This is a genomic window from Clostridium sp. MCC328, from assembly GCF_018785465.1.
GTDB lineage: Bacteria > Bacillota > Clostridia > Lachnospirales > Lachnospiraceae > Pilosibacter > Pilosibacter fragilis.
The window spans coordinates 37,525-49,814 of record NZ_WQPW01000108.1 but is presented as its reverse complement, the minus strand read 5'-3'; the positions used below and the strand labels follow the sequence as shown (position 1 = coordinate 49,814).

The 12,290-nt window shown below is 49.9% G+C and carries 11 protein-coding genes; 6 read left to right on the top strand and 5 right to left on the bottom strand.

The genetic code is table 11. From position 1 onward, the window contains the following. The first annotated feature begins 251 nt into the window (after positions 1 to 251). The 3 genes from GPK83_RS14490 to GPK83_RS14480 all read left to right on the top strand — a co-directional run bounded on the left by GPK83_RS14490 (position 252) and on the right by GPK83_RS14480 (position 4,324). Positions 252 to 1,472, top strand: a complete 1,221-nt coding sequence (locus GPK83_RS14490) for a diaminopropionate ammonia-lyase (protein WP_215705108.1) — start codon at positions 252 to 254, stop codon at positions 1,470 to 1,472. A 160-nt stretch (positions 1,473 to 1,632) separates the two neighbouring features. Next, complete coding sequence (locus tag GPK83_RS14485; RefSeq protein ID WP_015553535.1) at positions 1,633 to 2,421, top strand: tRNA threonylcarbamoyladenosine dehydratase; 789 nt, start codon at positions 1,633 to 1,635, stop codon at positions 2,419 to 2,421. 511 nt (positions 2,422 to 2,932) lie between these two features. Further along, on the top strand, positions 2,933 to 4,324 hold the full coding sequence (locus GPK83_RS14480; RefSeq protein WP_215705107.1) for an alanine/glycine:cation symporter family protein: 1,392 nt from the start codon (positions 2,933 to 2,935) through the stop codon (positions 4,322 to 4,324). A gap of 172 nt (positions 4,325 to 4,496) precedes the next feature. Here the strand turns inward: GPK83_RS14480 and GPK83_RS14475 are convergent, their stop codons facing one another. Further along, on the bottom strand, positions 4,497 to 4,925 hold the full coding sequence (locus tag GPK83_RS14475; protein WP_015553525.1) for a hypothetical protein: 429 nt from the start codon (positions 4,923 to 4,925) through the stop codon (positions 4,497 to 4,499). Between the two features lie 200 nt (positions 4,926 to 5,125). Here GPK83_RS14475 and GPK83_RS14470 point away from each other — a divergent pair, with 200 nt between their 5' ends. After that, on the top strand, positions 5,126 to 5,389 hold the full coding sequence (locus tag GPK83_RS14470; protein ID WP_015553524.1) for a helix-turn-helix transcriptional regulator: 264 nt from the start codon (positions 5,126 to 5,128) through the stop codon (positions 5,387 to 5,389). Here GPK83_RS14470 and GPK83_RS14465 read toward each other — a convergent pair. Both GPK83_RS14465 and GPK83_RS14460 read right to left on the bottom strand, forming a co-directional pair. Then, entirely contained in the window at positions 5,343 to 5,753 is a 411-nt protein-coding gene (locus GPK83_RS14465) for a helix-turn-helix transcriptional regulator (RefSeq protein ID WP_015553523.1), read from the bottom strand. The two genes, GPK83_RS14470 and GPK83_RS14465, sit on opposite strands and share 47 nt — an antisense overlap. 592 nt (positions 5,754 to 6,345) lie before the next feature. After that, positions 6,346 to 7,710, bottom strand: coding sequence for an MATE family efflux transporter (locus GPK83_RS14460; protein ID WP_215705106.1), 1,365 nt, complete (start codon positions 7,708 to 7,710; stop codon positions 6,346 to 6,348). A 323-nt stretch (positions 7,711 to 8,033) separates the two neighbouring features. On the opposite strand from GPK83_RS14460, the gene nudC reads away from it, so the two are divergent. Next, positions 8,034 to 8,918 carry an NAD(+) diphosphatase gene (nudC, locus tag GPK83_RS14455; protein ID WP_117470703.1) on the top strand — a complete coding sequence of 295 codons (885 nt, stop codon included), beginning with the start codon at positions 8,034 to 8,036 and terminating at the stop codon, positions 8,916 to 8,918. Positions 8,919 to 9,271: 353 nt separating this feature from the next. On the opposite strand, the gene GPK83_RS14450 is transcribed toward nudC, so the two are convergent. Next, positions 9,272 to 10,168: a LysR family transcriptional regulator gene (locus tag GPK83_RS14450; RefSeq protein ID WP_015553520.1), complete on the bottom strand. Its 897-nt coding sequence runs from the start codon at positions 10,166 to 10,168 to the stop codon at positions 9,272 to 9,274. Positions 10,169 to 10,544: 376 nt separating this feature from the next. Further along, positions 10,545 to 11,570: a DUF4392 domain-containing protein gene (locus GPK83_RS14445; RefSeq protein WP_252196378.1), complete on the bottom strand. Its 1,026-nt coding sequence runs from the start codon at positions 11,568 to 11,570 to the stop codon at positions 10,545 to 10,547. Positions 11,571 to 11,845: 275 nt separating this feature from the next. Between GPK83_RS14445 and GPK83_RS14440 the strand changes: the two genes are divergently transcribed. After that, positions 11,846 to 12,178 carry a DUF3870 domain-containing protein gene (locus tag GPK83_RS14440; RefSeq protein WP_015553518.1) on the top strand — a complete coding sequence of 111 codons (333 nt, stop codon included), beginning with the start codon at positions 11,846 to 11,848 and terminating at the stop codon, positions 12,176 to 12,178. Positions 12,179 to 12,290: the final 112 nt, after the last annotated feature.

Sequence of the window (12,290 nt, the reverse complement as noted above, 5' to 3'; positions counted from 1 at the left end):
GATCTTGTGGATGAGCTTGATGAAATCACCAGGAATAACAAAGTGGATTATGCGGTAGTTTATGGTGAATTCATGTACAAGGCGATCGAAGAGGCGTAAGCCGATTGTGATGTGTGAAAAAGTATAGGAGGAAGACCTTTTGTGGAGAGATTCGTGAAGGGTCTTCCTTTTTAATATCCGGATTTTTACTGCGAATTTATGGCACGTATGTTATAATTTTATAATTGAAAGATCGTGGAAAGGGGATTCTTATGGCAAAGAAATTAGAAGAGGAATACGGAACAAAAGTTTTGATGAATGTACCGGAAGTGGATCAGGTGGATCTTTCGGCGTTTTCTGAGGGAAAGGCGAAGGAGACGAGGAGATTTCATGAGAGTATTCCGGCGTATAACCGGACACCGCTGGTGCAACTGCGGGGGCTTGGCGGCAAGCTTGGTGTAAAAGGAATCTTTGTGAAGAACGAGGCGGAGCGGTTCGGGATGAAGGCGTTTAAGGGACTGGGCGGAACGTATGCGATGTTTCGGATCCTGTGCCGGGAGCTGGGGCTTGATCCAGGAAAGGTGGATTTTTCGGAATTTCAGAAAGCGGATGTGCGGGAAAAGACTGCGAAGTACACGTTTGTGACGGCGACGGATGGAAACCACGGAAAGGGCGTTTCCTGGGCTTCCGGGCTCTTTGGGGCACATGCTTACGTCTATATGCCGAAAGGCACCGTAAAGGCCCGTGAGGAGGCTGTACGGCAGGCTGGTCCGGCGGAGGTGACAGTCACAGACTGGAATTACGATGATACGGTAAAATACGCGAAGAAGATGAGTGAGGAGCACGGGTGGTTCCTGATCCAGGATACTTCCTGGGACGGATATGAGGAGATCCCAGGCTGGATTATGGACGGGTATCTTACCATGGCGTCGGAGGCGGCGGAGCAGACCGAGGCAGCGGGAGAGATTCCGACCCATGTGTTTTTGCAGGCAGGCGTCGGCTCCATGGCGGGGGCTGTCGCAGGATATCTTGTAAACCATTACGGGGAGAAAGCACCGAAGATCATGATCGTGGAGCCGGACGTGGCGGATTGTATTTTTAGATCCGGGGAAGCAGGGGAACTTTGCTCGGTGGACGGAGCGCCGGAGACCATCATGGCGGGATTAAACTGCGGAACACCGTGTAAATCTATCTGGCCGGTGTTAAAATCGGTTCCTGCGGCTTACATCACCTGTAAAGACTATGCGGCTGCCCATGCCATGCGGGCATACGCAAAGCCGGCGGGGGATGACCCGGTGATCGTATCCGGCGAATCCGGGGCATCGACTATGGGAGCTGTACTGATGCTGTTGGAACGCCCGGAACTTGAGGCTGCGAGAAAGGCGCTGGGACTGGGAGCGGATTCCGTGATCCTGCTGATCAACACGGAAGGTGATACGGATCCTGTGTCCTATCGGAATATTGTGGAGTGCGGGGCGTATCCGTTGCCGTAAGTCTAACAACAAAGTGATTGAGGGTACTGTACACGTGCAATGTCAGTAACTGATCGAGTGGTGAAATCGCGAAATAATGAAGCACTCTCTTTACACATATCAAACTAGTGGGTATAATGGTATCTGGTCAATTGAAGTACAGACAGGATTGGAGTTAGATATGTTAAATCAGTTCTCAAGGACACAGCTCCTTTTAGGAGCAGAAAATATGGACCGTCTCGCGAAGGCAAAGGTGGCGATCTTTGGTATCGGCGGAGTCGGCGGATATGTGGCTGAAGCGCTGGCGAGGAGCGGAGTCGGCTCTTTTGTGCTGGTGGATGACGATAAGGTCTGCCTCACGAACATCAACCGCCAGATCATCGCGACGAGAAAGACCATCGGACAGTACAAGGCGGAGGTCATGCGTGACCGGATCCTGGAAATCAACCCGGACGCCCAGGTGGAGGTTAGAAAGTGCTTTTACCTTCCGGAAAACGCCGACGAATTTGATTTCACGGAGTATTCCTATGTGGTGGATGCTGTGGACACCGTGACAGCAAAGCTTGAGATCATCATGAGAGCCATCAGCTGCGAGATTCCGGTCATCAGCAGCATGGGGGCAGGAAACAAGCTGGACCCGACACAGTTCCATGTGGCAGATATCTATAAGACCAGCATGTGTCCGCTTGCGAAGGTCATGCGCCGCGAGTTAAAGAAGCGCGGAGTGAAGAAATTAAAGGTGGTTTATTCCACAGAGCCGCCGGTAGAGCAGCAGGAAGACATGAGCATCAGCTGCCGGAAAAACTGTATCTGCCCGCCGGGCGCAAAGCATAAATGCACCGAGCGCCGCGCAATTCCTGGAAGTATCGCGTTTGTTCCGTCCGTTGCGGGACTGATCCTGGCGGGGGAGGTCGTGAAGGATCTCTGTGTGATGCCGCCGAAGAAAGCGGAGCAGCAGGAGAACGCGTAGTTTTCTTTGGGGCAGCATGAATTTAAACTGCATTTAGAAAGATGAAAAAGGATACCAAAGAGGTGTCCTTTTTTATTTACGCGAGCAACGAGCCAAAGTCCATGATTGAATGAGACCTTGGAGACTGCCGCAATAACTTGAGAAGCTCGCAAAGCGTGCTCCTCATAGTTTATACGGACAAGAAGATAAAGTTCAGACTCGCATGAGCATCAGAGTGGCTGGGTACCAGCGTCGTTTGTTCAGGGGACCGAAACAGGGGGATCAGCCGCGATAACTGGAGGGGCTTAAAATAGCTGCGTATTTTTTACCTCATATATAACTGATAATTCATTCCCACATACGAGCTATTCATAAGGATTATTTGACAGCACACATTATAAACGTGTATAATAAAAACTTGTACATGCCAATTTAACAGACTGGCGCGTTTTAGTATTGAAGCTTCAAATGTACGCTTTGGGGGAGCGGGCGCCTGTCTGTCATGTTATATCGAAAAGGAGAAAATTTACTTATGGTAACAGCAGTTATCGAAGCGGTGTACCGCTTCTTATGGGGAGACCTGTTTACGATTCCGCTGGGGAACGGAAATGGGATCGGGATCCCGCTTCTTGTTTTGCTTTTAATTCCAACGGGAGTCTATTTTACGCTTCGGACAAGATTTCTTCCGGTCCGCCTGTTTCCGGACATGATCCGGGCTTTGAACGGAAAAAAACAGGAGGAAGGCGGCCTGTCACCGATCCAGACTTTGTTTGTGTCCACAGCGACCCGAGTAGGAATGGGAAACCTCGTGGGAGTTGTTGCGGCGATCTCGGCAGGCGGTGCCGGTGCTGTATTCTGGATGTGGCTGTCGGCGGCGCTTGGGGCCTCCACAGCGTTTGTGGAGGCGGCTTTAGCGCAGCTTTATAAGGAAAAGGACCCGCTCTACGGCGGTTACCACGGTGGTCCGGCTTACTATATCCACAGCTATGCGGAGAGGGTGAGAAAGAAGAAACTGAAACGTTCCGTGATCGCGGTCCTGTTTGCGCTGTCCGGCCTGATCTGCTGGGGTGGAATCAGCCAGGTCATCAGCAACTCTGTGGCGTCGGCATTTGAGAATGCCTTTGGAATTTCGCCGCTCGTGACGACGGTAGTCCTCGTCGTGATCTCTGCGGTGATCGTTATGAGAAAGAACGCTACGGTCCGCGCCCTTGATGTGATCGTTCCGATCATGGCGGGCTGCTATTTTGTGATCACCCTGTTTATCATCGCGACCCATTTGAGCAGCGTTCCTGGCGTGTTTGCGAGGATCTTTGCGGAAGCCTTCGGACTTCGCCAGATCGCGGCGGGCGGCTTTGGCGCGGTGCTCATGAACGGCGTGAAGCGTGGCCTGTTTTCCAATGAGGCTGGTTCCGGTTCCGCACCATGCGCGGCGGCTGCGGCGGAGGAGAGCGATCCGGTAAAGGTCGGTCTCGTGCAGGCGCTTGGCGTATTTATCGACACCATTGTGATCTGCAGCTGCACGGCGATGATCATGCTGCTCGTCCCGGAAGAACTGACGACGGGGCTTGCGGGAATGGATCTTTTACAGAAAGTCATGAGCTACTATATGGGGGACATTGGCGTAATATTTATCGCTGTAACACTGGCGCTATTCAGCTTTTCCACGTTCCTGGGAATCCTGTTCTACGCGAGATCCAATGTGGCGTACCTGTTCGGAAACCGTTGGATTTATCAGACACTCTACAAGATCTTTGCTTTGATCATGCTGTTCGTCGGCGGACTGCAGGCGTACACGGTGGTGTGGGATCTCGGAGACGTGGGCGTTGGTCTTATGACGGTGTTTAACCTGATAGTGCTGTTTCCGCTGTCAGGGGAGGCACTGCGGGCGCTGAAGGAGTATGAGGAGAAAAAGACAAATAAGTAAGAAATAAAGTAACTGTTCTGCAGGTCTGCGCACTTGCCGCGTTGACCGTATGAGACACAGGGAGAAGGCGCTGAACAGTTACGAAATAAAGAAAAAAGATCTGTCAGGATACCGAAGATAGTTTCGTACGGTATGCTGGCGGATCTTTTTTATGGACTTTTCCTGGGAAAAACTAACCGCGGATTCTTGCATGGACTCCGGAAGTGAGATCCGGATGGCGCAGACCGCAGATCCGCTTTTCAGTTCCGCCGCCGATAAATACACGCTTCCAGACGTCCTGGTTTAATTCATCATCGTGGACATACACTTCGATATCGCTCATCGTCGGAAGAGGATCGCCGCCGAGCGTGAAGTTTCCGGCCGCATCCTGGAGCAGAATTCCTTCCTTCACGATATCCTTCTGCATGTAGGAAGAGACGAACTGCGCAGAGGAGAGGTGGGTGACAAGTTCTAGCATCAGGTCTATTTTCAAGCTGTCCTCAGCGGACATTTTCGTCTTATTCAGTGCGTCCGTGAGCTGTGATTCATATTTTCCGAGAAAACTGCTGCACGCAGATTCCAGCTCGGAGAGATCCTGTTTTAATTCTTTTGTGATTTCCATAAATAAATCCTCCTTTGAAAAGTTGTATATTTAAGAGATCTGCTCCTGTGGTGCGGCAGCAGGATCATATTTTTTTAGGTTTGATAATGCATACCAATAAAATCTTCTTGTGACATCCAGTGAATGTCATGACTGCTTCAATAATAACATATATTGTTTGGAGTGACAATTAGTGAATGCCAAACAAGGAGTGTTATTATATGTACAAAAACAAGTCAATATCCGGCAGGAACAATATCTGCGGGATCAAGATCCGTGAACTTCGCAGCAGGATGAACGATGTTTCACAGAAACGTCTGGCGGATATGCTTCAGCTTCTCGGTCTGGACCTTGATAAGAACGCGATCCAGAGGATTGAGAGCGGAAAGAGGTTTGTGACCGATATTGAACTGAGATACTTCGCAAAAGTCTTAAATGTCAGTTATGAGGAGCTTTTGAGTGAGGACACTCCTGAGGCAGATTAAAGATTCCTGAGTAACAGGTTCCCGCGAAGGTATCTGCCCGTGCCACATGCCGCCTTTTTACGGAAAAGTCATCTTTGTCCTGGACCAGATAGGCAATCTCGTAAGGAAGGCTGTCATCGAAGATACGGTGGTAAGCGACACTTCCGTCCTCATGGACCAGAAGCCTTTCCAACGGAACCTTGAACAGCTCACCGAGGACCAGCATATTCGGAAGAGAGGGGAGCGATTCCCCGCGAAGCCACTTATAGATCGACTGGGGACTGTCCAGTTCCAGTGCATCCTGGAGATCGCGGACTGTCATCTTTCTTTTTAACATTTCATCCCGGATCTTTTTTCCGGTCAGCGTTTTCGATAATTCTTTCATACATCATCCTCCAAATTTCCAATCAGGGCAGACTGATGTCAGCTGTCAGCCATTAAAAAATGTTTCTGACAGCGGGTAATGTTAAGTATTCTTGTAACTGTTCAGTAGGTCTGCGCACTTGCTGCGCTGACCGTAAGAAAACATAGGCTGGAAGGCAAAAATCCCATCAGCGAAGCTGATCTGGAATGGATTTTTGCACGTAGCTATGAAGGTACTGAATAGTTACGTATTCATTAATTTTCATAGGGAAACGGACGACGGATCCTTGTCGCCGGTATATGAGACTTAGAACCTCTGTTTTGTAAGTAGCTATATCATACTATAAAATTCGCGGTTTGTCTTGAACTAAAAGGTTAAAATCACATATTTTTTGAAAAAATTTTATAAGAAAATGCTGACGGACAGAAATGCAGATCATCGGAGAATTCGAAAAGACGAGGAATGATTTTGAACTTCGGAAAAGAGGTAATAACAAAAAGGCATGTAAACTTAAGTCTGGCAAAGCCGTTTCATACACGGAAATAACCGGGAGAAACGACCTGTCAGGACGTAAGCTTACATGTCTGAAAAATTCGATTCTTTAATTAAAAAACTATTTTCCCTGCTGTGCTTTCAACGGAATGATCTCCTTACGGTACACATGGACAAGGCACACACCGCTGAAGATGATCGCGAAAGCTTCGGCGATCGGGAAGGCAAACCACACGGTGTGAAGACCACCGATCCTTGCGAAGATAAATGCCACCGGCAGAAGAACGACAAGCTGACGGAACACGGAGATCCATAAACTCAGCATTCCATGTCCAAGTGCCTGGAACAGGGAAGTACAGACGATGGAGCAGCCCGCAAACAGGAAGCTGATGGAGATGATCCGGAGTGCCGGAATGCCGATGGAGAGCATCGTATCGGAGGCGCTGAAGATCATTAAAAGCTTATCCGGCATGAGCTGGAAGACAGCGAAGCCGCACAGCATGATCGTTGTAGCGTACACAGCGGCCAGCTTTATGGTTCCCATAATTCGGTCCGGTTTTCCGGCACCGTAGTTGTAGGCGATGATCGGAACGGTTCCGTTGTTTAAACCGAAGACCGGCATGAACACGAAGCTCTGGAGCTTGAAGTAGACACCGAATACAGCTGTCGCCGTGGAAGAAAAGGCGATAAGGATCTTGTTGATTCCAAAGGTCATGATACTTCCGATGGATGCCATGATGATGGACGGAACGCCCACCGCGTAAATGTGGCGGATGATCTCACCGTTGGGCTTAAAGCTCCTGAGGGAGATCGTGATCTCGTGGTTTTTCGTCTTATTTAAGTAAAAACCGAGGCCGAAGGCGATGATCTGTCCGAAAACAGTGGCGCCTGCGGCACCGGCGATCCCGAGAGACGGTGCTCCGAAGTAACCGAAGATCAGGATCGGGTCAAGGACGATGTTGATGATGGCGCCGAGTCCCTGGGTGTACATGGAGTAAATCGTTTTTCCGGTGGACTGTAAGAGACGCTCACATGCAATTTCCATAAAGAGTCCGAAGGAAGCGATCGTGCAGACTCTCAAATAAGTAGTTCCGAGATCCACAATCTCCTCGATATCGGTCTGGAGACGGAAGAACTGTCTCGCAAAGAAGAGACCGAAGATCGCGAATACGATGTAGCTCATAGCCGCCAGGAACAGAGCGTGGTCCGCGATCCTGTTGGCGCGATCAAAGTTCTTTTCGCCGAGATTTCTTGAGAGAGCAGCATTGACACCGACGCCGGTTCCGGTCGCCACGGCGATCATCAGGTTCTGCGCCGGGAACGCCAGGGATACGGCGGTCAGGGCATTCTCGCTTAACTGCGCGACGAACATACTGTCCACAATGTTATAGAGTGCCTGGACGAGCATCGAGATCATCATTGGTACGGACATGGAGATCAGAAGCCGGTTTAGCGGCATGACGCCCATTTTGTTTTCTGTTGCCATTTGGGTAACTCCTTTCGTAAAACATAGATAACCGTGAAGAAATTTCACGGTTACAAATAAACATACATTCTCCCTTTGTGAAGGGACACTGAATGGCATTATAAGGCAAATGAACATGTTCGTCAACCGAAACAGGGAAACATATGGCGAAGTTTCTTTGAGGAACTGTGCAGAGCGGAAGGTTTTGACGGATTGACAAAAATGAATGCCCGTCGTATCATGGAAATGATGTGAAAATTTTAAGGTTTTGCCGGGCCGGAAGCAGAAACTGAGAGGTGCTGCGGGGAGGCAGAAACTTATGTCAACGAATAAGGAGTATAGGAATGATCCAGGATATCAACCCGCATAAATTTGACCTGACCTACGGACAGCCGAAGGCGCAGGATGAGGACTTTGTCCTTTATATAAAGAAGAGTAAGACACTTTTAAGAAAAGTGGACGAGGAAAATCACAAGATTCCGAAGTTTTCTGATTTCCCGGAGGACAAAGAGCTGCTGAAAGAAAGCGCGTATTATCTGTTCGCCATCGATGGAAATCATTATTACTATGTGACGGAGATGCCGAGATATGATTCCGATGTCTATGAACTCTGTTCGACAGCGGCGTACAGAAAGATGCATCCGATGTATCAGGCTTTCGCGGGAATCACGGCGACACAGATTCATCGCTTTAAAGAGAGCAGAAAGTACTGCGGACGCTGTGGTCATCTGATGGAGAACAGCAAGACTGAGCGTGCGTTAGTGTGCCCGGAGTGCGGACAGACGGAGTATCCGAAGATCTCTCCGGCTGTCATCGTTGCAATCTCCGACGGGGACAGACTTTTAATGTCCAGATACCGCGTGAACAACAACCCGTACCGCGGATACGCGCTGATCGCCGGTTTCGTGGAGATCGGGGAGAGCTTTGAGGAGACGATCCACCGTGAGGTCATGGAGGAGGTCGGACTGAAGGTCAAGAACATCCGCTATTATAAGAGCCAGCCATGGGCATTCTCTGACACGGAGATGATCGGATTTTTTGCGGAGTTAGACGGACCGGATAAGATCAAGCTTCAGGAAGATGAGCTCTCTGAGGCGGGATGGTACCACCGCGACGAGATCCCGGATGAGACGATGATGAACAGCATCGGAAGTGAGCTTAAGATGGTGTTTAAGTATGGAAGTCTTGAGAAGTTTTATGAAGTGACTGGGTATAAGGACCAGAATTAGGGATTTGTTTTGTAAAAACGCGTGCGGAGACTGCGCCTGGAGGAGTGGTTGAGCGTACATAAGAAAAATGAGAGTAACTGTTCAGTAGGTCTGCGCACTTGCTGCGCTGACCGTAAGAAAACCTAGGCAAAAAGGCAAAAATCCATCGGCGTAGCCGATTTGGAATGGATTTTTGCATGTAACTGTGAAGGTACTGAACAGTTACAAATGAGAAACTAAAAAGAGCCGGGAACTGGATTTTGTAATTGATCGGAATTCAGTTCCTGGCTCTTTTTTTGCGGGCGATTTGCACTTATATTGTTTGTTTGCCAATTCTGGGAAGATCGGTATTAAAAATGCCCGCGATTGTCAGATCATGCTTTGTGGAATGTCCGGGAGAATTCCATGAATTCTCTCAGGGTATCCGGCATATCCTGAGGATGGCAGCAGAAGCCGATGACGCGTTTCGGGATCGGGATATCTAACGGGATCTCAATGAGTGTACCGTTTTTCAAGTCATCTTCGACGAAATCTTTGATGACGCAGCCGATTCCGAGTCCGATCCGGGAGAATTCGATGAGGAGTTCCATGTCGGTGGTCTCCAGGATCTGGTTGATCTCGATTTGGTTGTCAGCCAGGTAGGCGTCCACATGTTTCCGGCTCATATTGGAGCGGTTTAAGAGCATGATATTTCCGGTTTTAAAAATATCGGTGTCATTGCCTTCTCTCAGATGGAGGTTTTCCAGATAGGCCGGAGTACAGACGAATGCATCGCTGATTTCCATTACCGGCTGGAAGTGGAGGCCTTTTTTGCTTTTTGGCTCCGCCACGAGTCCGATATCGATCTTTCTGGCATCCAGCATGTCGAGGGTCTGGTAGGTGGACTGGCTCTCGATGGCGATGTTTACGTGCGGGTATTTTCCGATGAATCCTTTTAAGTAGGGGAGAAGGACGTATTTGCACAGGGTGTTGCTGACACCGATCTTCAAGTTCCCGATATGGAAATCATGGATCCGCTTCAGTTCGCGTTCGCCGCGGCCGATGGAGTCGAAGGCGGTGTTCACATGCTGGAAGAGGATCGCGCCTTCTCTTGTTAGTTGGACGCCGCGGGAGTTTCGGCTGAAGAGTTTGATGCCGAGGCTTTCTTCAAGTTTGCTGATGGCTTTGCTGATAGCAGGCTGGCTGATGTAGAGTTCTTTGGCGGCGCGGGAGATGTTGCCGCAGCGGGCTACTTCGTAGAAGATTTTGTATTGTGACAGGTGCTGTTCCATAAAAATACTGCCGTCCGGGTGGGACCGCAGGAGTATAACCCCCTTTCATATGTGGTATTCGTATTATTTATATCTATTATATAGAATGGGGGTGGGGGATGTCAATATGAAATGTGCGGGGGATTGGCTAAAGGGTACGTGCTGGCCTGGGATGTGGCTGCGGGGTACGCGCTGGCCTGGGTCCGGCTCCGGGTACTCGGGATTTCGGGGGCGGTTCCTCCAACGAATTCTCCTGCGCACTAAGAGGAAACCATGCCCCCGAAATCAGGCACCCGGATCCGGACCCAGGCCAGCGCTGAGATTGGCTGCGCGAGGGTGGCCAGCCGAGTGTATTGGCGGGATCGCAGGCGCTGCGCTGTGCGATATGGAGATTACTTTATGCAATTGCACATATGTCCAGTTCTTTCTTTAAGATGTCGTTAACAGAATCCAGGATTCCGAGATGCGTCTCGAGATCCAGGCGGTCGACGGTCATTTCGTTCTTTTTGGTGCAACCGTCTACGCTGCCGGCGGCTACGGCGAGGCGGAGAGACTCGGTCTCTTCCTCGCGGGTCGGGAGGAGATTTTTTTCAGCGAAGAGGGAGCAGAGGGCGGCGATACCAATTCCCCACCAGTTGGAGACGCCGCTGGCGAGGGTGATGTCGGCGGATTCGGCGGTGCAGATCGTTCCACCGAAGGGAACGAAATGTTCGATCACGTCGCGGTAGGTGCCCATGCCCATCTCGTTGCCGCCGTCGCCGATGGAGATGGTGGTGGCTCCGGATTTTTTTGCTTCGGAGAGAAAGAGGGCGGAGTCAGTGATCATGTCATCGAGGACTTCGCCGCGCATGCTGTGGTAGTGGCCGTTGGCGGCTTTACCGGGGCGTTCTAAGGAGATGAGGTGGGTCGGGGCGAAGGTTTTGATGCAATTTTGGATGAAGTCTCCGGTGTCTGTTTTAGGGAGCATCATGAGTTTTGCTTTTGGAGCGCGGTAGCAGACAACGTCGCTTACAATGGAAAAGGCGGGCTCATCGGTGATCACGAGGACGGAGGCGCCGAGAGCGGTCAGGGCTGCTGCAATATCAGCGGTGCCTAAGGGGCCGTCGGTTTCACCAACATAAGAGCCGTCGCTGAGTCGGACCGGAAAGCCGGTTAAGAGAATGACACGGCGGGCGTCCGCGAGCGTGTTTAAGGTTTCCTGGATCGGATTGTCCGGGAGTGCTTTTAAGAGCCCGCGGTTTCCGAAATCCTGTTTCATAATGGTATCCAGATCTTTAAAAAATGTCATGGTATTTATCCTCCAAATATGTTTGATGAGGGGGAAAACTTTTTTCGCTGCCGTGTGTATGAAAAAGCCGATATGGATCGTTTTTCGGATTTCAGGCAACAAAAAAAGCCACTGATCCCCTGTTGGAAGATTCATGGCTCTTATTTACGGAGGGAACATCCGGGCAGGAGTCCCGATAAATAAAAGAATCTGTTTTCGTTGTCTCTAGTCTAGTGGAAATGCATAGAAAAGTCAATGGAAAACGAATATATTTTGTGATATACTATGTAACGGGCGCAAAAGTAAAACAAGTGGTACCGCAGATGACATTTGTTTTTCTTGCGCTGTCAGCAAAGGTTTCGTCTGCGTGAGCGGGCAGGTCGGTTACTATGAGCAATTTCTTATATCGGGAACAAAAAGGGGTATATTATATGGAAAACAAAAACACGATCCTCGTGGTCGGCCAGGCAAAGCCGAGCAAAGAGGATGCGATCTACAATCTCCACGGGGAGTTTTATATCAGTCTGATCGTGGAGCGGGATACGGGGAAGATCCTGGAACTGGACTGCAATACGATCCTTGAGGTGACGAAGCAGTTCGTGGCATCCATGTTTGTGGGGAAGAGCCTGAGGACAGACGTTCCGCTGATCGAGAAGGAGATCAGGGAGCGCTATTTTGCTTTGACGCAGAAGCCATTGATCGCGTGCATGAAGGATGCGTGCAACCGGTACCTCACGGCGATCGGGGAAAACCGCGGAAAATAATTGTATAGATGCGGAAACAAGAGAATAGAATTTTTAACATTATTAAGCCGGAGTTCTCCTCCGGTTGTTTTTTTCTCGTTTTTCAAGAGACCGATTGACAATCAAAAAAATC